Raw genomic sequence first — 20,552 nt, 5'->3', positions numbered from 1 at the left:
CAAGCTGAAGCAAGCCGCCCTCCTCTGGACACATCGGAGTAGTTGCGGGATTATATTTACGATCCCGTTTCGTTAATAAAATGAAGGCTGATCATGGAGACCGATGTTCTGGTGGTCGGCGCGGGGCCCGTGGGCCTGGCGCTGGCGTGCGCGTTGCGGCAGCACGGCGTCTCGGTGCGCGTGATCGACAAGGCCGAGGGGCCGGCCACCACGTCCCGGGCGAACTTCGTGCACGCCCGCGGCTCGGAGGTGCTGGACCGGCTGGATGCTCTCGGCGATCTGCCGGAGGAGTCGGTGCGGGCCATGACCATCACCTCGTACGCGGGGGACCGCCCGATGATGAAGATCCGGTTCGGCGACCCGGGGCTGGGCACTGCGGCTGCGCCGATGGTGATCTCTCAGGCCAGGGTCGAGGCGCGGCTGCGTGAGCGGCTTGCCGGGCTGGGCAGGCAGCCGGAATGGGACAAGAGACTGACCGCCTTGGGTCAGGACACGGCTGGGGTCACCGCGGCGCTGGCCGATGGGAGTACCGTACGGGCGGGCTGGCTGGTGGGCTGTGACGGGAGCGCCAGCGCGGTTCGCAGGCTGGCGGGGATCCGGTTTCCCGGGGTGAAGGTCAGTGAGCGATTTCTGCTGGTCGACGGCCGCCTCGACCCCGAGCTGGACCGGTCGGGCACCAGCGGCTGGACGCACCCCGACGGCGTGCTGGGCGCCATGCCGATGCCAGGTGATCAGTGGCGGCTGCTCGCCTACGACGCCACCTTCCGCGACGACAAGCCCGGCGAGGAACAGATCGCCGAACGCATGCGACGCATCCTGCCCGAACGCACCGGCCTGACCGGCCTGCGTCTGCACGACGTCACCTGGGCGTCTTTGTTCAGCGTCCACCGGCGGCTGGCCGATACTTACCGCGACGGGCGCATCCTGCTGGCCGGGGATGCCGCACACGTGCACGCTCCGTTCGGCGGGCAGGGCATGCTGACCGGGCTCGGCGACGCCGAGAACCTCGCCTGGAAGCTGGCCCTGGTCGTGCAGGGGCTGGCCGCAGAGCGCCTGCTCGACACCTACCAGGCCGAACGCCGCCCGCTGGCCACCCAGGTCTTGCGCGGCAGCACCGCCGCCACCAAGGTCAACATCGCCGGCAGCCCGCTCGGCCGCTTCCTGCGCGACCAGGTGCTGATGCGGGTGTTCAACCAGGCATGGATCCAGCGCTGGACCACGTACACGACCTCCCAGCTCTGGGTGAGCTACCGGCGTGGCCCGCTCGGTGGGCGCGGTCGCAAGCCCCGCCCCGGCGACCGCATCGGTGACCTGGCCTGCGAACGCCCCGGCGGCAGCCGCACACGCTTGCACGCCGAGCTGCGCGGGAAGTGGGCCGTGCTCGGCGATCAGGCCGCCTTCGAGGCAGCCCGGCAGCGGCTCGGCGACCAGGTGGTCAGCCTCCGCGCCGCAGGGCCCGCGAGCGGGCTCGCCATGCTCGTCCGCCCGGACGCCCACCTGGCCTGCAAGGGCGGCCCCGCCGAGCTCGCCCGCTGGCTGGACGGAGCCCTCGGATGACCACCACCCGAGGGCGCGGGCGCCCGCGCGACCCCGAGACCGACACCGCGATCCTGAACGCCGCGCTGGAGCTGTTCGTCGAACGCGGCGTCGAGGGCACCAGCATCGAACAGGTCGCCAAGCGCGCCGGGGTGGGCAAGCTGACCGTCTACCGCCGCTGGAGCACCAAAGAGGACCTGCTCGCCCAGGCCATCGAACGGTGGGTCAGCGACGAGGTGACGCCGTCGGCCGCCGACGTCTACGCCCTGCCGCCACAGGCCATCGTCGAACACATCCTTCCCGCAGCGGCCGAGATGGCCGCGAGCCCCGACTTCCGCGCGCTGGTCGCCCGCATCATGGGCTCCGCCGTGAGCCATCCTTCGCTGATGGCCGTCTACTGGAGGCACTACATCCTGCCCCGCCGCGAGCTGGCCGCCGCGATGCTCCGGCGCGCCCAGCAGGACGGCATGGTGGCACCCGACGCCGACCTGGACGTGCTGATCGACATGATGGCCGGGGCGGTGACCTATCGCGTGCTGCAGCCGGATCCGCCGGACGCCGCCGAGATGCTGCGCTACCTCACCGCCGTCTACCGCCAGGCCGGCTTGTATCCGCCCGCCCAGCAGACGCACCCATGACAGCAACCTCTCCTGAGCCCGGAGGCCGGGGTGCTTTCCCCTCTTCACCGGCAGTCAGGGTGCTGCGGGCGAAGAACCAGGGCTGCCGGCAGCGGTCAGGGATCCCATCGTAGTCGAAGTCGGCGGTCTCGGCCTGGCCGGTGTTCTGGCCCGCCGTCACCTCGACCGTCAACGTCGTCATGGTCATCATCAGCGGATTCCTCTGGACGCTGCTCGTCCCGGAGATGCCGCTCGCCCGCAGCTGGTCGCTGGTGTTGCTGGCGGCCTATGCCACCTGCTGCTCATCTGACTGCGCATGCCGGCTTGCGTGATCTGGGACCCGCCGAACGCACAACGCTCAGCTCGCCCGAACACGTACCGGCAAAGCGGTCAGCGCCCGCCTCAAGCCGGGCTGCCAACCGATCCGGTCGGCAGGGACAGCCAGCTCCAGCCCCGGCAAGCGGCGCAGGAGGGTGGTGAGCGCGATCTGCGTCTCGGTCCGGGCCAGTGCGGCGCCGAGGCAGTAGTGGATGCCGTGGCCAAAGCCCAGGTGCGGGTTGTCCGCCCGGTATGGGTCGAGGACCTGCGGCCGGTCGAAGCGGCGCGGATCGCGGTTGGCCGCCGCGTACACCACCTGCACGGCCTCACCCGCGCCGATGGTGACGCCGCCGAGCTCGACCGGTTCGAGCGCGTAGCGCAGGACGGCGATCTCGGCGGGACCGCTGTAGCGCAGGAACTCCTCCACCGCGCGAGCGATGTCATCGTCGCCGAGTTTCAGCGACCGGGTGAGGATCAGGTGGACGCTCTGGCTGATGAGGCCGACCGTGGTCTCGTGGCCGGCGATCAGGATGCTGATGGACAACGCGATCAGCTCCTGCTCGCTGAGCCGGTCACCATCGTCGTCCCTCACTGTGATGAGCGCCGACAGCAGGTCATCGCCGCCCTGGCCCGTCTTGTGGGCGATGAGCCGGGCCATGTACGCCACGAGCCCGCGTGCCCCGGCCGCGATCCGGGCCGGGTCCGGGGCGGTCAGGTCGCCGGCCCACGCCCGCCAGGTGTCGCGATCTTCCATCGGCACGCCGAGCAGTTCACAGATGACCTGGATCGGCATTGGGTAGGCGAAGCGCTCGATGAGGTCGAATTGCTCCGGCAGGCCGTCCAGCAACTCCTCGGCGATCTGCTGGATACGCGGGCGCAGCCGCTCGATGCGGCGAGCGGTGAACGCCCGCGACACCAGCCGCCGCAGCCGGGTGTGGTCCGGCGGGTCGTAGGCGCCGAGCGTGCGCAGCAGGTACGGGGCCACGTCGTCGGGCAGACCGGCGGTTGCGGCCAGGTCGAAGGTGGCCTGTTTGGCCGGGTCGCTGCTGAAGCGCGGGTCGGTCAGCACGAGGAGGCTCTCGGCGTGGCCGGTGACCAGCCAGACGGGGCTGCCGTCCAGATACACGCCGCGGCTGACCGGCCCGTCGGCAGCAAGGGCAACCAGAAACGCGTCCCGGTCGACCGCGGTAGGCAGGTCACGGAGGTGGTTCTTGGTCATGACAACGACTCCAGATCGACGAAGGTGGTCGCCATCCTGATGCCAGTGGCGGCCAGGCGGATGGCGGTGGCAAGGGTGCCGGAGGCGGGATGCCGCTGGGGCTGGGGCGGTACGGCCACGCCGACCGCGTGCGTGCGACTCGGGCCCCGATTCAGCGTGGCCACCTCATCGCCACGCTCAAGCGAGACGTCCACGAGGGCGCGGCCGACGTGATGGACCGCGCCGAGGGTGAGCAGGTTCATGACATCCCTGACAGGACGGGAAGCCAGATGGCCGAGGGGTGGTCCGGGTCGTGGAAGATCTCGTGGCTGGACGGGCGCAGATCGCGTGCCGTGGCGAGGGGGTCGCCGGTGCCGGTGCTGCGGCCGAAGCGGGGATGGGCGCCGCCGGCGACCTGCAACCGGATCCGGTGGCCACGCGCGAAGCGGTGAGCCAGCGGCCACAGTTCGATGTCGGCGACCCGGACGTCGCCCGGCTCGCTGAGGCGGACGATGCCGTCGCACAGGTTGGTCGAACGGCCACGGGGTGACACATCGCACAAGCGGGTGAAGTAGTCGGCGTGCGGGATGGACGAGCGGGCGTGCAAGCGTGCTCTCACCGGGCCGATGACGTCGATGTCATGTGGCAGCGGGTCGGAGGTGAAGGTGAGAACGTCCGCTCTGACCTCGATGCGGCGGTTGTCGTTGCGGCCGGCGGACAGGCCGACCGCGGTGCCGCCGATCGTGGGGGTGGGGTCGCCGGGGTCGTAGCGGTAGCGGCTGGGCGGCATGCCGTCCGTGGCGGCTTCGTTGCCGAGTCGTCCGCCGGGGTGCAGGTGCCAGGGGGTCGGCTCATGCGGGGGCGGCCATTCGGGCAGGTCCTCCCAGCGGCCCGCACCCGTCATGTACAACCGCACCCCTGATGGTGGCTGTCTGCCGAGCAGAGCCGCGTCCAATGCGGCCAGCGCGTCGCGCATGCCGTGGCGGGTGTAGAGGCCCCTGCCGTGTCCCCATGGTCCGATCAGCAGCCGGACCTGGCGTCCCGTGGCTCGCAGCGCGGCGTAGTCGGCGAGCATGCCGGGCAGGAAGAAGTCGTCCCAGCCGCCTTGCAGGTGCGCGGTGGGCGGCATGCGGGCGACGTTCGCGCGGTGGTCCATGCGGGACCAATAGGGGTCGTCCGGGCCGTGTTCGATCCATTCGTGGAACCAGGGGACGCGGTGTCCGGTCAGCGCGAGGTCGGCCTCATTCAGGGGGAGCGTCAGGGTGGCCCGCATCAGTTTGCGGGCTGCGGTGGCCATGGCCGGCAGTTGGCGGATGGTGGAGTAGTCGCCGGTGAACATCCGGTCCACGATCTGGACCCAGCCCAGGGCGTTGCCCAGCGCGAAGGCGCCGCCCGGGTACATGAAGCGGTGTGCGAACTCCGCTGGGGCGTCCTGGATGAGGGCGATCTTCCATTCGGGGATGTCGCGGGCGGCCAGCTCCCACTGGGTGTAGCCGAGGTAGCTGGCTCCCCACGTGGCCAGCCGGTCGCCGAACCAGGGCTGGGCGCGCAGCCAGGTGAGCGTTCCGTCGGCGTCGGCGGGGTCGATGGTGAAGCCGTCGAAGCGTCCGGCTGATCCGGCCGTTCCGCGCAGGCTCTGATAGAGCACCTGGTAGCCGCGTTCGGCCAGCAGTGCCGGCATGCGGTCCAGGGCGTTGCCTCGGCCGTACGGGCTGCGCAGCAGGACCAGCGGCGGCCGCTCGACGTCGGCGGGGAAGTGGCGGTCGGCCAGCAGGCGCACACCGTCGGCTGCGGGGATCTCCAGGTCGCGCTGTACGCGTACCCGATGCCGGTGCTCGGGACGGACGTCGAACAAGCGGCTGAGAAGAGTCATCGGGATCGCCTTCCAGGGTCGGCAGTGGTGTTCGCCGACCAGGCTTCCCGGCACTCCATCGCGCTCCTGACGGAGGTTGATACCAGGAATATAGCGAAAGTTCGGAAATTTCTGAAGTCCACATGGCTTCGCTATGCTGCCCGGAGGAGGTGACCGGGTGAGCGATCAGGAACGGTGGCAGGCCGCCGAACGGCTGGCACTGGTGCTGACCGAGGGCGGCCTGCAACGCATGTCGGCGCGGGCCCTGGCGGTCTTCCTGTTCACCGACGCCGAGACCGCCACCATGGGCGATATCGCCGACCGGCTCGGCGTCAGCGCGGGATCGGTGTCCGGCGCGGTCAAGGCCCTGCTGTCGGTCGGTCTCATCGAACGCCTGCCCGCGCCCGGCAGCCGCCGCGAGCACTACCGGCTACGCGACGACGCCTGGGCCACCCTGTTCTCCACCCAGAACACCGTCGTCAACGTCATGCTGCAGGCCGCCGAGACCGGCATCGCCGCCACCGCCTCCGGCGACCTGGCCCACGCACGGCTGACGCGGATGCGCGACTTCTACGAATTCCTGCTGGGTGAACTGCCCGGCCTGCTGCGCCGCTGGGAAGAGAAACACGCACCGCGCTGAGCATGCCTCCCAACACCGGCGTCACCAGGCCCGCGCCCACGTGACCGGGACAGCGAATCGCACTGTCCGGCAGGGTTCGGCAGGGATAACCTGACGTCAGGTGAGCCGGGAAGCCTGGTCGGCATGTCCAGTCCGTTCGAGACAAGGATGTGCCCGTGCGCCCCCGAATCCCGCCATCTGATGGCGCCAGATCTGAACCTGCGTCCCCACCCCCGACCCGCGCGACCGCGCCGGTCATCGACATCGCCCACCTGAGCAAGCGCTATCGCGACGTGACGGCCGTCGACGACGTCACCCTGCACGTGCGGGCGGGACAGATCTACGCCCTGCTCGGCCTCAACGGCGCCGGCAAGACGACCCTCATCCGCATGCTGCTCGGCATGATCGCCCCCACCGCCGGGACGGTGCACGTCCTGGGCGCCGGCCTCTCGGCGGGCGACCGCACCGCCTGGGCGAGGGTGGGCTACCTGGTGGAGGCAGCCACCGCCTACCCGGAGCTGACCGTACGGGAGAACCTGGAGGTGGTCCGCCGGCTGCGCCGCCTGCCCGGCGCCGCCGACGACATCATCGAACGCCTGGCGCTGGCCCCCTACGCCGAGCGCCGCGCCCGTACCCTGTCGCTCGGCAACCTGCAACGCCTGGCCCTGGCCAGGGCCCTTCTCCATGCCCCCGACCTGCTCATCCTCGACGAACCCGTCAACGGCCTTGACCCCGCCGGCGTCGCCGAGATCCGCGCCCTGCTCGCCGACCTCGCCCAACAGCACGGCACCACCGTGTTCCTGTCCAGTCACCTGCTGGCCGAGGTCGCCCGCCTGGCCACCCGCATCGGGATTCTTCACCACGGCCGCCTCATCGGCGAACACGACGCCGACCAACTGGACCGCCACCGCCGCCGCCACCTGCGCCTGACCACCCGCGACGACGACGCCGCCCGCACGGTGCTGCACGCGCACGGCTACCACCCCGCACCCGCCGCACCGGGCGGGCTCCTGCTCACCGACGAGCGCGCCCTCGCCCGGCCCGACCAGGTCGCCACCGTGCTGGTGCACGGCGGAGTGCCGCCCACCGAGCTTCACCTGGAGGAAGAAGACCTGGAGACCTACTTCCTGCGCACGATCCGACAGACAGCGCCCGCCGAACAGCCCGGCCAGATCGCCGAGGAGGGGACCCGGGATGCGTGAGGCACTGTGGGCCGAACTGCTCAAGGTGCGGCGCAGCCGCCTGCCCTGGATCACCGCGCTGGCCTTCACCCTCGCCGCGATGGTGTGCGGCATGTTCATGTTCATCCTGGCCGACCCCGCCCGTGCCCGAGCGCTGGGGCTACTTGGCGACAAAGCTCAACTGTCGGGCGCCAGCGCCGACTGGCCCGGCTACCTCGCCCTGCTCGCCCAAGCCGGCGCGGTGGGCGGCGGCGGCGTCTACGGGCTCATCGCCATCTGGCTGTTCGGCCGCGAATTCAGCGACCACACCGCCACCGACCTGCTCGCCCTGCCCACCTCCCGCACCGCCATCGTGACCGCCAAGTTCGCCGTCGCCGCCGTCTGGGCGCTGCTGCTGGCCATCCTGCTGGCCGGTCTCGGCCTGCTCATCGGCGCCCTTCTCGGCCTGCCCGCCTGGTCCGCCCCCATCGCCGTTGCAGGTGTCGGGCGCATCCTGGCCGCTACCGCGCTGGCCGCCCTGACCACCACGCCCCTGGCCCTGACCGCCAGCATGGGCCGCGGCTACCTGGCCGCCGTCGGCGCCCTGTTCGGCCTCATGTTCTGCGCCCAGGTGATCGCCGCGCTCGGCTACGGAGCCTACTTCCCGTGGTCAGTGCCCGGCCTGTACGCCGGCATCGCCGGCGAGAACCAGGACCCGCCGGGCCTTATCGGTCTCCTGCTGGTTGCAGCCACCGGCTCGGCCGGAGGCATCACGACCGCCTTCTGGTGGAACCGCGCCGACCACACCCGATAACGCCGCCGCAGCGGCCTGTAGCGAAATTCCCGCTACAGGCCGCCCACCAGGCGCTGGAAGACGCCAGCGGTGCTCGCTGGAGGGTCGTTCGATGTATCTCGGGGTGACGCCGCTTGCAAGGAAGGCGGGCAGGGCGATGCCGCGCTCGGCCAGGTGCGGGATCAGGTCGTTGACCGGTACATACCGTGCTGAGCCAAGACCTCGCGCGTCCACCACGGGTACGGCGTGAGTGCGATCGGAACCTGTCCAAGAGGTTCACTTGGTGCTCCCCGTGAGTGCCGCCTGGGCGGTCATGATCCGCTGGCCTTGATCCTTTGGGCTTGATCCTTTGGGAACGCATTGGGAACGCATTGGGAACGATCAACCGTAGCCCGCCAGTGTCCGCCGTAGCCAGCCGGATGCAAAGCGAGAGGCCCGTCACCGCGTTTCCACTGGTGACGGGCCTCTTCCCGCTGGTGTGGCAGGTGCAAGGTTCGAACTTGCGTAGGCTGAGCCGACGGTTTTACAGACCGCTCCCTTTGGCCACTCGGGCAACCTGCCTTGCCATCCGCTCTCGCGGCGACAGATAGAAGGATAGCGGACTTCCGAGGTGTACGTGACAACGGTTGGGTACGCGCCTGATCTCCGTTCGGTGCCGCGCCGAAACGGGTGGAGAGGGGCGCGAATCTGGGCGGTTCTCCGTACGGGGAGCGGTGTCCTGCGCGGCGGGCCGATGCTGGCTAGGCTCGTGCGCTGGGTCCGCGCGTTTCGCGTACGCCGGGGAAGCAGGATCCGGGTAGTGCTTTCGCCGCTGAGAGGATGAGTGTTTTGGCCGATTCGTCTTTCGACATCGTGAGCAAGATCGACCGGCAGGAGGTCGACAACGCTCTGAACCAGACGGTCAAGGAGATCGGGCACCGCTTCGACTTCAAGGGTACGGGGGCCGCGATCAGCTGGTCAGGGCAGAACGACATCGAGATCAAGGCGAACAGCGAGGAGCGGGCGAATGCCGCTCTCGACGTGTTCAAGGAGAAGGTGGTCAAGCGGGGCCTCTCGCTGAAGATCCTCGACGCGGGTGAGCCCAAGCTGTCGGGCAAGGAGTACCGGATGCTGGTCAGCCTGAAGGAAGGCATCGACCAGGAGAACGCGAAGAAGCTCTCCAAGCTGATTCGCGACGAGGGGCCGAAGGGGGTCAAGGCGCAGATTCAGGGCGAGGAGCTTCGGGTCAGCTCGAAGAAGAAGGACGACCTTCAGGACGTCATCTCCCTTCTGAAGGGCAAGGATCTGGACATCGCCCTCCAGTTCGTGAACTACCGCTAGCGGGGCCTAATTCAGGCCTTTGAACTGGCGTTCCAGCGTTCCGCAGGGCTCGGAGGGCACATCCGGGGCACACGGTCGAGCGCGCTGTCCGCGAGGGCACGCGTCTTCTCCTGTGCCTCGGGCCGCTCCCCCACATGTACGCGTCCTCGGTGTTGAGAGCGAGTTACACGGCCGTGGTCGAGGTGCCCTTGTGGATCAGCGATCAGCGGCGCCTAGCCGAAGGCGCCGTGGACGATGCAGGCCAGCCTGGGGCGAGGTGCCCACTGCGCGGACCGCCAGCGCCCATATGCGCGACGATGCCGCTGCGCAAGCGACTGGAGCCGCCGGCCCGCACCGTTCCGCCCGTTGATCTTGCCGATCTCTCGGCGGATGGGGCCACACGCCGGCCAGGCGAATTCCCGCCGGCCGTTGGTCTGTGCGACGGTGCCGTCAGGGCATGGCCGGTGGTGCAGGGGTAGGTGCACGCGGTCAGACGCCCGGAAGGGGGCCGAGGTCGTCGTCGCGTCCGGCCTGCAGGCGCGGCCACTGGGCGGTCGGGCGGCCGTCGAGCTGGAACTGGCCGCCCTTGGAGCCCCAGCGCTGCGGCCAGCCTTCCGGAGAGTCCTCCCAGTCTTCTTGCCGGCCGTAGACGGTGCGATCCAGCAGTCCGTACGACGGTGCCATCGCTTCGTTGCCGCGGCCGGTGGTCCAGTAGGTCTCAAACACCTGGTCACCGTCGCGCAGGTAGCAGGCCAGGATGCCGAAGTGCCGACCGGCGATCAGCCGGTCCACGGAGTCCTGCGGCACCGAGTACCAGGGAACGGGGTAGCCCATGAAGTCGCGGTAGCGCGAGGCCTCCTCGTAGGGCCCCGCGGCCAAGACCGCGTAGCTGACGTCGCGGGAGTGCAGGTAGGCCAGCTCGGTGACGTGCGAGGTGCTGAAGGTGCAGCCTTCGCACTGCTCGGCGGCGGGCCGGCCGGAGTGCCACATGTGGTAGTAGGCGATCAGCTGGGACCGGCCGGCGAACAGGTCGATCAGCGGCACTGGCCCGTCCGCCCCGATCAGCGGGGTCTGTGGATCGACCTTGACCATCGGCAGGCGGCGGCGGACGGCGGCGATCGCGTCGCCCTCGCGGGTGTGGGCCTTTTCCCGGGCCCGAAGCCGGTCGAGTTCGGCCTGGAACGCGGCCCGGTCGGCGACCGGGGGCTTGGCCGCGTCGCCGAGCGGCGAAACGGAAGGTTCGGTGAGCCGGCTGGTCATGGCGAGAGCCTTTCTCGTGAACGGGGTGATTCCTATTTCAGGGCGTCTGCAGCTCAGTTTGTTCAAAATTCGCCAGGCGAACAGATGCATATGTCACCGTGCAGGCGAGAAGTTTCGCCGGCGCAGGCCTCCTCCGGCGCGCCGGGTGACCAGGCCGCGCCCGCGCTGGCGGTGACGATCGCCCGGGCGGTCTCCACGCCCATCGCCTGGCCGGTTCCGATGGGGATGGCGGCTCTAATCCAAGAGCAGTTGACCCTTGATGTAGGTCCTGCCGGGCAGCCGAGCGCGGTTCGTCGGCGAGGTCTCCACGTTTGACGGTCTTTGGGTCGTTGACTCATATACCGGAGACCTTGTGTCGATCGTCGACGCGGCGCCCCATCTTCTGATTCCGTCCCCTTGGCCCCGTTTTCGCTGGCCAGGGCTCTTCGGCGGCCTCCATCCGGGAGTTCGGTCTTACTCCCGGGGAGTAAGAATTTGAGTACCGGTATGAAGGAACCACTGCCTGACTACGGGCATCTGTACAGAGGTTGAAAAACTGTCCGTCACTGATTACTCACTCAGTGAGACCCTGGATGGAGTCAACCACAAGGGAGTACTCCCTCTGCCGTAAGGGTGGAACAGTGGACGTAGAAGCACGCCTTCTCGACCTGATGTCACGGATGCAGGCGCTCGAAGCGGGCACGCACACCAGTGACGCCCGCAAGGCCACAACGGCCGAAGTCGCCCAGATAAGGGCCGACATCGCCGAGTTCCGTATTGAGGTCAGCCAGGATCTCGCAGCTCTCGGCGACGAGATGGCCGGGCTTCGGCGGCACTTGAACGAGTACCTCAGTTCCGTCCAATCCAAGGCCAAGTTCCAGCCGGGGTCCCTCTAGCCCGAGCTCATCGATCCCTGGAGAGCAAAGGCTCAGCCGAATCCGCCGATATGCTCGCGGCGGCTCAGGCTGAGCCCGACGCCCCGCCGGACCTGCGTGGTGTGGACGTGGATGAGTATGTCGGGGCTCGATCGTAAGCTCGGTGAATGTGACGAAGATCCCCCTGCGCCGCATTACGGCGCGCGCCCTGCCCATTGATGATCAAGATCGGGTCCTCCTGCTCCATGGTTTTGACCCGGCCAGGCCCGATGAGCCGTTCTGGTACACGATCGGCGGGGCGGCGGAGGATGGCGAGACGTTGCCGGAGGCGGCGGTGCGGGAGTTGTTCGAAGAGGTCGGGATCCGGGCGAACGCGGACGAGCTCAGCGGGCCGTACGGGAACAGCGTGATCGAGTTCAACTGGTCCGAGTACGCCATCACGCAGGATCAGACGTTCTTCGCGATCTGGGTGGGGGCCGATGCGGTCGTGTCGTTCGATCACATGGAGCAGGTCGAGAAGGACACGACGATGGCTTATCGGTGGTGGAGCGCGGAGGAGCTCGAGAGCACGGAGGAGGACTTCTTCCCGACCGATCTCGCGTCCATCCTGCGCGAGATCACTGGGGGCGGAGGATCCGCGTAGCGCCGGCGATCAGCGCCGTGGCCAGGATCCAGCCGGAGACGATCAGCCCGTACGCGAGCCACTGCGTCCACCCGCCCGGGTCGAACAGCTCTCGTTGCCCGAATGCGGGGATCGGGAGCAGAAGGTCGAAGGTGTAGGCGAAGGCGTTGAAATCGGGGCTCTCGGTGGGTTTGAGCGCTCTCGGGGAGTTGATGGCGAAGACGACCGTACCGATCGCCAGGAGCAGGGTGAACCACATGCCCGCCAGCCAGGGGCGGTAGCCGTACCCGACCGCGACGTCGAGCAGCCGCCCCCACGCGCGGCTTCCGAGGCCCTGCGTCTGCCGGCGGGCGCGGAGTTTGGCGAGCTGGGTGCGCCGGGCGAGCGCGTCGTTGCCGTCACTGAGGAACCAGGCGGCGAGTTGCTCGTACGGCTGCGGCCTGAACCCCTCCGGATCCCGGGTCACCCAGTCGATTCGGCGGGTTACGCCGGAGCCGCGCAGGCGGTCGTAGGTGAGGCCGTTCAGGCGTAGTTTCTCGGGCCAGGTGTCCGGATTGTCGTGCAGGGTGCCGAGGGTCGTGTGTGCGAGGGTGACGACGCCTTCGATGGGCTCTGCGGGCTTCAGGTAGAGCTCGCGGAGTTCCATGTGGCTTGCATGGAGGGCGTAGCGGGTGTCCGGGCTTCGGATGATCCCGTCGAGCGAGAGCGTCCCGTTGATTCGCGCTCCGCGTAACCGTACGCAGCCCGATGCCAGGAATCCGTCGGTGCAGCGCATGGTGTCCTCGACGGTCATGTTGTCGGCGACGAGGGCCTGCTTGCCGGGATTGCGGAGGGTTGCGCCGTCCAGGAAGAGTCCGCCGTTGAGGCGGGCGCCGACCAGGCCGATTGCTCCGGTGAAGTCGGCGTTGCGCATGTACGTGCCGGAGTCCACGACGACGGCGTTGGCGTAGAGGGCCCATCCCTCGTCGTCGTCGGCCGTCACCTTGGTGCCGCCCAGCCACAGCCCGCTCTCGAACTGGGACCGGCTCAGGCCGACGGTGCCGGTGACGATCGAGCCGGACAGGCTGAGGTGGCCGGCCACCCGCATGCCGCCGCCGCTGAGGCCCGGGAGGTGGCAGTCGGTCAGGCGTACGGTGCGGGTGGTGGAACCGGTGAAACGGATGGGTTCGTCCAGGTGACAGCCGATCAGGTTGAGCTCGTACGGGATCGTGCCGCCGACGATCGCGAGCCTGCCGGTGATCCGGGCGCCGCGCAGCCGTACCGCCGGGACCGAGCCGGTGCCTGTGTCGCGGGCGCCGAGGAGCAACTGGGCGATCACTTCGGCTCTGATCGAACGTTCGGGCCCCCACGTGTGGCCGTCCGTGGGGGCGTTCGCGCCGGCCGTGCGGGGCCTGCCGATCTTGAACGGGCCCAGCTCGACGGTCTGCCCGGTGGGGAACGCGTTCCAGAGCCTGCGCTCCGCCTTGGTTAATCGGCGCATGGGTCAGCGGCGGTAGCCGGCCATCCGCTCGAGGCGGGCGACCCGCTCGGACGTGGGCGGATGCGTGGAGAACAGGCGGCCGAAGCCCGAGCCGCTGAACGGGTTCGCGATCATCATGTGGGAGGCCGACGTGAGGCGACTGTTCTCGGGGAGCGGAAGCCTGCGGGCGCCCATCTCGATCTTGCGGAGCGCCGAGGCCAGGGCGAGCGGGTCACCCGTCAACCTGGCGCCCGATTCGTCGGCCTGGAACTCTCTGGTCCGGGATATCGCCATCTGCACCATCCCGGCCGCCACCGGTCCGAGCACCATCATCAGCAGCGCGCCCACGAAGCCCGGCCCCTCGTCATCGTCCGAGCCACCGAAGAACACGGCCACATAACTGATCCAGGTGATCATCGTGGCCAGCGCGCCGGCGACGGAGGAGATGAGGATGTCCCGGTTGTACACGTGTGACAGCTCGTGCCCGATCACTCCGCGCAGCTCGGCCTCGTCGAGCAGCTTGGTCAGGCCGTACGTCACGCACACCGCGGCCTGGCGAGGGCTTCTGCCGGTCGCGAACGCGTTCGGTTGCACCGTCGGCGAGATGTACAGGCGCGGCATCGGCTGGCGAGCCTCGGTGGAGAGCTCTCGTACGATCCGGTAGAGCGTGGGCTGCTCCACCTCGCTGACCGGCCTGGCACGCATGGCCGACAGGGCGATGCGGTCGGAGAAGAAGTAGGCGACTCCGTTGCTCGCCAGGGCGAGCACGAGCGCGATCTGCACACCGGCGCCGCCGCCCAACCACGCGCCCACCGCGACAATCAGCGCCGACAGGCCGCCCAGCAGGATGGCCGTGCGCAGACCGTTGTGGTGCAAGGTTTCCCCCCTTCGTGGTCTGGGTCCACCTCCTCCAACGACCACGACCCGGTGCTTCGTTCCCCAGCCGCTCCCCGGTGTGCTCAGCCGCGGGCGGAGCGCGACTTTCTTCTTACCCATGGCCCGTCTCTCAACCGAAGGCGGACAGTGAAGTCATGTCCAGGACCAGTTGGGGGGCGATCGAGAACAGCACGGCGACTGCCACCGCGAGGCCGATGGCCAGCCACGTCGTGGGCATCGGGCGGTGCCGGGCGAGCACCGGTGCCGTGGGAGGGGTGAAGAGCCGCGCGGTCCAGACGGCGTAGTAGTAGAGGCCGATCACGGTGTTGACGGCCATGATCAGGGCCAGCCAGCCCGAGCCGCCCTCCACGATCTCGCGGAAGACGAACACCTTGGCGAAGAGCCCGGCCAGGCCTGGTGGCAGGCCGGCCAGGCAGACCAGGCAGAACGCCAGCGCGAGCCCCGCGGCGGGGCGCCGGAACACCAGTCCCCGGTAGTCGTCGAGCTCGTTGCGGGTGGCGGTCCTGGAGACGAGCAGGACCACCGCGAACGCGCCGAGGTTCATGGCGGCGTAGATGACCAGGTACGCGGTGGAGGTGCCGACCACGCCGGGCCCGACTCCGGCCGGGAACGCGCCGGAACCGGCCGGAAAAGCGCCGGTCCCGGCTGGGAATGCGGCGGTTCCGGCTGGGAATGCAGCGGTTCCGGCTGGGAATGCAGCGGTTCGCCCGGCGAGCCGGGGCGTGATGCCCTGGGCCGCCACCGCCAGCGGCGCCAGGATGTAGCCGGACTGCGCGACGGAGGACCAGGCCAGCAGGCGTACGGCGGAGCGTTGACGCATGGCGAGCAGGTTGCCCGCGGTCATGGTCAGCGCGGCGATGATCCCGACGATGGGCGCCCACGTGGCGGCCTGCCCGGACAGCCCGGCGACCAGGACGAGGATCAATCCGGCGAACCCGGCCGCCTTGGAGATCACCGAGAGCAGCGCGGCCACAGGGACCGGGGCGCCCTGGTAGACGTCGGCCGCCCAGGAGTGGAACGGCACCGCGGCGATCTTGAAGGCGAACCCCGCCACCACGAGCACGACTCCGACCGAGACGACGGCGGGCAGACTCTGGGCCGCCGGCAAAGTCGTGCTCTCCGCCAACCCCGGCGCCGGGGTCTGACCGCTGAACACAGCCGCCAGGCGGGACAGGTAGACCGTGCCCGCGACGCCGTACAGAAGCGAGACGCCGAACAACATGACGGCCGTCGACACCACCGACACCACGAAGAGCTTCACGGCGGCCTCGGAGGCCCGGCCGTCGTAGCGCTTCATGGCGGTGAGGGCGAAGACCGGAAGCGAGACCAGCTCGAGCGCCACCACGAGCATGATCAGGTCTCGGGAGGCGGGCAGGGTCACCGCGCCGACAAGAGTGCAAAGGAGGAGGAAGTACCACTCACCCACTGGGATGCCGCCGGCCGCTAGCTCGGTCATCGACATCAGCACGACCACCACGGCCGCGACCAGCACCACGCCCGCGAACACCAGCGTGAACCCGTCCGCCACGAATGAGCACAGCCTGGCGGGTCCGGCGAGGTCGGCCGGGACACAGAAGGTCGATTGCGGCGGACCTCCCCTGATCGCCTGGGCGACGACGAAGGCCAGCGCGACCAGGACGCCTGCCAGGGTGACAAGTCCCAGCACGGGCTTCGTACGAGGGCGGGCCGGGAGGAAGGCGTCCAGCATCAGCACCAGACCGGCCACCAGGGCCAGCGCCAGTGGGGGCGCGATCACGAAGTAGTCGATCTGCTGGATCATGAGACGGCTCCCAGCAGGGTCTGCACGGCCGGTGTGGTGAGCGACAGGAGGAGGCCGGGCCAGAGCCCGAAGAGCAGGATCAGGACCATCAGCGGCGTCCATGCCAGCAGTTCGTAACTCCTGAGGTCGTCTGCCACCTGCTGCCCTGGTGCGCCGGTAGTCCGCTGAGGGCCGCCGGGAGATTCGGCAGCGCCCAGGAGGGCGCCGCCGCTCAAGGGCCCGGAGTCTTCCAGGTACGCGTCGTCACCGGACGATGCGGCGTGGTCCGGAGGGGTGCCGGGTTCGGTGGGGTTTGGGGGCTTGTTCTGGCCGCTGTAGGGCTCCGGTCTCGGGGGTGGCTGCAGGGTGGCGGTCGCCGAGCGTCTTGCCGTCGAGCCGAGAGGTACGACGGGACGCTCGTCCGGTGTGACGCCTTCCCGCTCGTCCAAGCGGGGGCGCCCGTGGGTCACGCGGGACAACATGACCAGGAAGTACGCGGCCGTCAGGACCGCCCCCAGACCCCCGATCGCCATGTACGTCAGGAACAGCGCTCGGGGCAGCCCGTGCGCCGGCTGGAAGGCCCCGAACAGCGCCAGCATCTCCCCCCAGAACCCGGCCAGTCCCGGCAGCCCCAGTGAGGCGATCGACGCGAAGGTGAGCAACGAGCCCAGCCGCGGCAGCGTCGCCAGCATGCCGCCGCCCAGCGAAGGCATGTCTGCGGTGTGGTAGCGGTCCTTGATCGCCCCGGCCAGGAAGAACAGCAGGCCGGTGATGAGGCCGTGGGCGACGTTCGCGAAGAGGGCGCCGTTGATGCCGACCGGGGTCAGCGTGGCGAACCCCAGCAGGACGAAGCCCATGTGGCCGACGGACGAGTAGGCGATCATGCGTTTGAGGTCGCGCTGGGCGAGACAGGCCAGAGCGCCATAAATGATGCCCACCACGGCGAACGCACCGAGCCACGGCGCGACCGCCATCGCACCCTCGGGAAGGACGGGAATGGCGATCCTGGCGAAACCGTACGTGCCCATCTTCAGCAGCACCCCGGCGAGCAGCACCGAGCCGACGGTGGGAGCCTCGGTGTGGGCGTCGGGCAGCCAGGTGTGCAAAGGCCACATGGGGGTCTTCACCGCCAGCCCGATGCCGATCGCCACGAACGCCAGGATCTGCACGGATCTCGCCATGCCGGCGCCATGGGCCGCGCTGAGGGCCTCGATGTCGAGCGTGCCGGTCTGGGCCCATACGAGCAGCAGGCCGAGCAGCATCACGACCGAGCCGAGCAGCGTGTACAGGATGAACTTGACCGACGCCGCCCGGCGACCCTCGCCACCCCAGATGCCGATCATGAAGTACATCGGGATGAGGACGATCTCGAAGAACACGAAGAAGAGCAGCAGATCGAGGGCCAGGAACGTACCGATCATGCCCACTTCGAGCACCAGCAGCGTGAACACCAGGGCCCTCGGCCGCGCCCCCACGAACCCCGTCCGCGCGGCGCCCCAGCACAGGTAGACGAAGCACAGGAACGTCAGGAGCGCCGTCAGCACGATCAGCGGCAGCGAGATCCCGTCGACGCCGAGGTGGAAGCGGAGCCCCAGCCCGGGGATCCACGCCCGGTCGACCTCGAACTGCGGCCGCGCGCCCCGCGAGTAGTCGAACGTCGCCGCCATCAGCGCGGCCAGTGCCAACGTCAGGCCGGACAGGGTCAGTCCGTACGTGTGCAGCAGCGGGCGCAGCCGGTGTGGCGCGAGGAGGAGCAGGAGGGCGCCGAGCAGCGGCACGGCCAGCAGCGCGACGGAGAGCCAGGCCATCATGCGAACACCACCGCCCCCACCGCGATCAGCAGGACACCGGCCAGCACGCCGCTTACGTAGAGCTGGACATTGCCGTTCTGGGCCAGTCGCAGCACTCCGGACAATCCGCGCGCCGACCTTCCGGACGCGCGCACCGCCCCGTCCACGACCACGTCGTCCGTCCGCACCACGAGCCTGGCCAGGGCCAGGATCGGGCGTACGAACAGTGCGGCGTAGAGGCCGTCCACGTAGAACGCCCGCTCGCACGGCCCCCGCAACGGCCCCAGCAGGCGGGCAGGGTCGGCGATCGGGTCGATGCGCCAGAACGCGTACACCGTCCCGGCGCCGAGCGCGGCGAGCACGACGCTGACGACGGCGACACCGAGGTCCAGGTGCAGTTCTCCGGCGAAGCCCAGCAGCAGGGCTGGGACGGCGAGGACGATGACAGGAACGAGCATCGTACGGGGGGCCTCGGTGATGTCCACGACGTGGGCCGTGCCCGGCTCCGGCTCGGGGAGCGCTACGGCCCGCGCCTGGCCGAAGAACGTGCGTAGCCAGGCTCTGGTGGCGTACGCGCCGGTGACGGCCACGGTCGCGAGCGCGCAGCCGTACAGGAGGAGCGCGGCCGCGTCCGTCAGCCCACCGGTGGACAGCGCGCGGTCCATGGCCAGCAGGATGCCGTCCTTGCTGAAGAAGCCGCTGGCCGGAGGGATGCCCATCAAGGCGGCGAAACCTATCGTCATCGTCACGAACGTCACCGGCAGCTCGCGCCGCAGACCGCCCATCTGGGTCATCAGGTTGGAGCCGACGTGGTGGATCACCGCACCCGCGCACAGGAACAGCAGGGCCTTGAACGCGCCGTGAGTCAGCAGGTGGAAGATGGCCGCCGTGTCGGAGCCCGCGGCCAGGCCGCCTGCCATGTACGCGAGCTGGCTGATCGTGGAGTAGGCGAGCACGCGTTTCAGGTCGTCCTGGGCCAACGCGGCCAGCGCGGAGCCCAGCATGCCCAGGGCCGCGACGACGGCCAGCACGTCGAGCGTGGGCCGGGCCGCGAGGAACGCGGGGAACAGCCTGGCCACGATGAAGATCCCGGCGGCGACCATGGTGGCGGCGTGGATCAGGGCGCTGATCGGCGTGGGGCCCGCCATGGCGTCAGGGAGCCACGTGTGCAGCGGGACCTGGGCGCTCTTGCCTGCTACCCCGGCCAGCAGGAGCATCGTGGCGGTCACGAGGGTGGCCGAGGACATCTCCGGCACTTTGCCCAGCACGTCGCTGATGCGGAAACTGCCTGCCGCGAGACCGAGCACGAAGATGCCGAAGAGGAAGCCGACGTCGCCCAGGCGGGTGACGAGGAATGCTTTGACCGCCGCGCGTGAATTGCTCCGGTCTTCCCACCAGTGGCCGATGAGGAGGTACGAGCAGAGGCCCATGATCTCCCAGCCCACGTAGAGGACCAGGAGGTCGCCCGCATAGACCACCAGGAGCATGGCGCTGGTGAAGAGGCTGATGAACGCGCTGTAGGAGGGGTAGCGCGGGTCGTCCTTGAGGTAGCCGACGGAGTAGACCTGTACGGCCAGGGCGACGAGGGTGACCAGGACGCCGAGGATGCTCGACAGGTTGTCGGCCTGGAGGGTGAGCGTGATCGGGATGCTGCCGGTGACGATGGTGCCGTACGTCTGGCCTGTGGGTGGGGAGATGGTCGCGCCGTGCAGGTAGGCGACGCCCGGGCCCCAGGCGAGCCAGCCCGCCAGGATCGCTGAGAGCGCGGTGGGGAGGATCGCGATCCAGGCTGCCCGGGTGTTGGCTCGCTGGGCCGCCGCTTTGATTGCCTCAGTTGTCCCGGCAGTCCCGACTGTCCCGGCGGCCTTGGCTGTCCTGACGGTCTTGGCTGTCTTGGTGTCGCGCTCGGACGTCGTGGCCTCTAGCGCGGAGGTCGCGGTTTCTGTCGCGGCGGCTGTGGGCTTGGGGCTTGATGTCTTGGTTCCGGAGGCGGGCGTCGTCCTGCCGAGGTGGCCGGCTGGGGTGCCTGGGCTGGGCGTCTTGGGCTGCGGCGCCGCGTTGGCCCCTCTTGTAGTGGAGGGGGTGGTTGGGCGCTGGTGCGGCCAGCGGGAGAGCAGGAGGCCTGCCGCGGCGGCGACGAAGGGCAGGAGCACGGCGATGAGCGGGAATGTCGTCACGGCGTGCCACCTCGCTTGACGGGGTGCTCGCCCCCACGGCCGCCTTCGGTCTCCGACTGCCCTGCCCGGTCGGCATCGCTTGTCCCGTCCGAGTCGTCTGAGGCTTCTCGGGGCGCCTGAGCCGACTGGGCGTGGCGGTGCTCGTTGGGGTCGGCGGTGGCGGGCGGATGGCCTTTGGCGGGCTCAACCGTGTTGGCGAGCTGGGCGGTATCGGGCTGGGCGGGATCGGGCTCGGTTGGGCCGGACGAGACGGGATCGGACGCGGCGGGGTGGGACGGGACGGGATCGGAGGCGGCCGGACCGGAGGCGGCCGGACCGGAGGCGGCCGGACCGGAGGCGGCC

18 protein-coding genes and 1 tRNA gene are annotated in these 20,552 nt (G+C 69.5%); 9 read left to right on the top strand and 10 right to left on the bottom strand.

Features of this window, described 5'->3' with window-relative positions:
- Positions 1–93: 93 nt before the first annotated feature.
- The 3 genes from H4W80_RS38610 to H4W80_RS38600 all read left to right on the top strand — a co-directional run bounded on the left by H4W80_RS38610 (position 94) and on the right by H4W80_RS38600 (position 2,485).
- The gene (locus H4W80_RS38610; RefSeq protein ID WP_192789570.1) at positions 94–1,557 is read left to right on the top strand and encodes an FAD-dependent oxidoreductase; all 1,464 of its coding nucleotides are present in this window, start codon (positions 94–96) and stop codon (positions 1,555–1,557) included.
- On the top strand, positions 1,554–2,174 hold the full coding sequence (locus H4W80_RS38605; protein ID WP_192789569.1) for a TetR/AcrR family transcriptional regulator: 621 nt from the start codon (positions 1,554–1,556) through the stop codon (positions 2,172–2,174). Before H4W80_RS38610 ends, H4W80_RS38605 begins: the two co-directional genes overlap by 4 nt.
- A gap of 140 nt (positions 2,175–2,314) precedes the next feature.
- Entirely contained in the window at positions 2,315–2,485 is a 171-nt protein-coding gene (locus H4W80_RS38600; RefSeq protein WP_192789568.1) for a hypothetical protein, read from the top strand.
- A gap of 26 nt (positions 2,486–2,511) precedes the next feature.
- Here the strand turns inward: H4W80_RS38600 and H4W80_RS38595 are convergent, their stop codons facing one another.
- From H4W80_RS38595 to H4W80_RS38585, 3 genes are read right to left on the bottom strand one after another with little or no spacing between them, the layout of a single operon-like run.
- Entirely contained in the window at positions 2,512–3,690 is a 1,179-nt protein-coding gene (locus H4W80_RS38595; protein WP_192789567.1) for a cytochrome P450 family protein, read from the bottom strand.
- Positions 3,687–3,932, bottom strand: coding sequence for a hypothetical protein (locus H4W80_RS38590; RefSeq protein WP_192789566.1), 246 nt, complete (start codon positions 3,930–3,932; stop codon positions 3,687–3,689). Before H4W80_RS38590 ends, H4W80_RS38595 begins: the two co-directional genes overlap by 4 nt.
- Complete coding sequence (locus H4W80_RS38585) at positions 3,929–5,542, bottom strand: CocE/NonD family hydrolase (protein WP_192789565.1); 1,614 nt, start codon at positions 5,540–5,542, stop codon at positions 3,929–3,931. The genes H4W80_RS38590 and H4W80_RS38585 overlap by 4 nt, the downstream gene beginning before the upstream one ends.
- Before the next feature lie 157 nt (positions 5,543–5,699).
- Here H4W80_RS38585 and H4W80_RS38580 point away from each other — a divergent pair, with 157 nt between their 5' ends.
- The 3 genes from H4W80_RS38580 (at position 5,700) to H4W80_RS38570 (ending at position 8,114) form a co-directional block, all read left to right on the top strand.
- A complete protein-coding gene (locus H4W80_RS38580; protein WP_192789564.1) occupies positions 5,700–6,161 on the top strand; it encodes a GbsR/MarR family transcriptional regulator in 462 nt (153 codons plus the stop codon).
- Positions 6,162–6,316: 155 nt separating this feature from the next.
- Positions 6,317–7,342, top strand: a complete 1,026-nt coding sequence (locus tag H4W80_RS38575) for an ABC transporter ATP-binding protein (RefSeq protein ID WP_318787258.1) — start codon at positions 6,317–6,319, stop codon at positions 7,340–7,342.
- Positions 7,335–8,114, top strand: coding sequence for an ABC transporter permease (locus H4W80_RS38570; RefSeq protein ID WP_192789563.1), 780 nt, complete (start codon positions 7,335–7,337; stop codon positions 8,112–8,114). Before H4W80_RS38575 ends, H4W80_RS38570 begins: the two co-directional genes overlap by 8 nt.
- A 458-nt stretch (positions 8,115–8,572) precedes the next feature.
- On the opposite strand, the gene H4W80_RS38565 is transcribed toward H4W80_RS38570, so the two are convergent.
- Positions 8,573–8,654 (bottom strand) — tRNA-Tyr (locus tag H4W80_RS38565).
- 267 nt (positions 8,655–8,921) lie between these two features.
- Here H4W80_RS38565 and H4W80_RS38560 point away from each other — a divergent pair.
- Positions 8,922–9,413 carry a YajQ family cyclic di-GMP-binding protein gene (locus H4W80_RS38560; RefSeq protein WP_192789562.1) on the top strand — a complete coding sequence of 164 codons (492 nt, stop codon included), beginning with the start codon at positions 8,922–8,924 and terminating at the stop codon, positions 9,411–9,413.
- Positions 9,414–9,881: 468 nt separating this feature from the next.
- On the opposite strand, the gene H4W80_RS38555 is transcribed toward H4W80_RS38560, so the two are convergent.
- Positions 9,882–10,652 (bottom strand): DUF899 family protein, encoded by a 771-nt coding sequence (locus H4W80_RS38555; RefSeq protein WP_192789561.1) that lies wholly within the window; start codon positions 10,650–10,652, stop codon positions 9,882–9,884.
- Between the two features lie 620 nt (positions 10,653–11,272).
- Between H4W80_RS38555 and H4W80_RS38550 the strand changes: the two genes are divergently transcribed.
- On the top strand, positions 11,273–11,527 hold the full coding sequence (locus tag H4W80_RS38550; RefSeq protein WP_192789560.1) for a hypothetical protein: 255 nt from the start codon (positions 11,273–11,275) through the stop codon (positions 11,525–11,527).
- A gap of 148 nt (positions 11,528–11,675) precedes the next feature.
- Positions 11,676–12,149, top strand: coding sequence for an NUDIX hydrolase (locus H4W80_RS38545; protein WP_192789559.1), 474 nt, complete (start codon positions 11,676–11,678; stop codon positions 12,147–12,149).
- Here the strand turns inward: H4W80_RS38545 and H4W80_RS38540 are convergent.
- The 5 genes from H4W80_RS38540 to H4W80_RS38520 form a co-directional block, all read right to left on the bottom strand.
- Positions 12,124–13,608, bottom strand: coding sequence for a hypothetical protein (locus tag H4W80_RS38540; protein ID WP_192789558.1), 1,485 nt, complete (start codon positions 13,606–13,608; stop codon positions 12,124–12,126). The genes H4W80_RS38545 and H4W80_RS38540 overlap by 26 nt on opposite strands.
- A 3-nt stretch (positions 13,609–13,611) precedes the next feature.
- The gene (gene htpX, locus H4W80_RS38535) at positions 13,612–14,463 is read right to left on the bottom strand and encodes a zinc metalloprotease HtpX (protein ID WP_185070073.1); all 852 of its coding nucleotides are present in this window, start codon (positions 14,461–14,463) and stop codon (positions 13,612–13,614) included.
- Between the two features lie 130 nt (positions 14,464–14,593).
- Positions 14,594–16,264, bottom strand: coding sequence for an NADH-quinone oxidoreductase subunit N (locus tag H4W80_RS38530; protein WP_192789557.1), 1,671 nt, complete (start codon positions 16,262–16,264; stop codon positions 14,594–14,596).
- Positions 16,261–18,051, bottom strand: a complete 1,791-nt coding sequence (locus H4W80_RS38525; RefSeq protein ID WP_192793991.1) for a complex I subunit 4 family protein — start codon at positions 18,049–18,051, stop codon at positions 16,261–16,263. The genes H4W80_RS38530 and H4W80_RS38525 overlap by 4 nt, the downstream gene beginning before the upstream one ends.
- Positions 18,051–20,210: an NADH-quinone oxidoreductase subunit L gene (locus H4W80_RS38520; protein ID WP_318787257.1), complete on the bottom strand. Its 2,160-nt coding sequence runs from the start codon at positions 20,208–20,210 to the stop codon at positions 18,051–18,053. Before H4W80_RS38520 ends, H4W80_RS38525 begins: the two co-directional genes overlap by 1 nt.
- Between the last annotated feature and the right edge of the window lie 342 nt (positions 20,211–20,552).

It is taken from the genome of Nonomuraea angiospora (genome assembly GCF_014873145.1).
GTDB classification, from domain to species: domain Bacteria; phylum Actinomycetota; class Actinomycetes; order Streptosporangiales; family Streptosporangiaceae; genus Nonomuraea; species Nonomuraea angiospora.
This window is presented reverse-complemented; position numbering and strand designations above follow the sequence as displayed.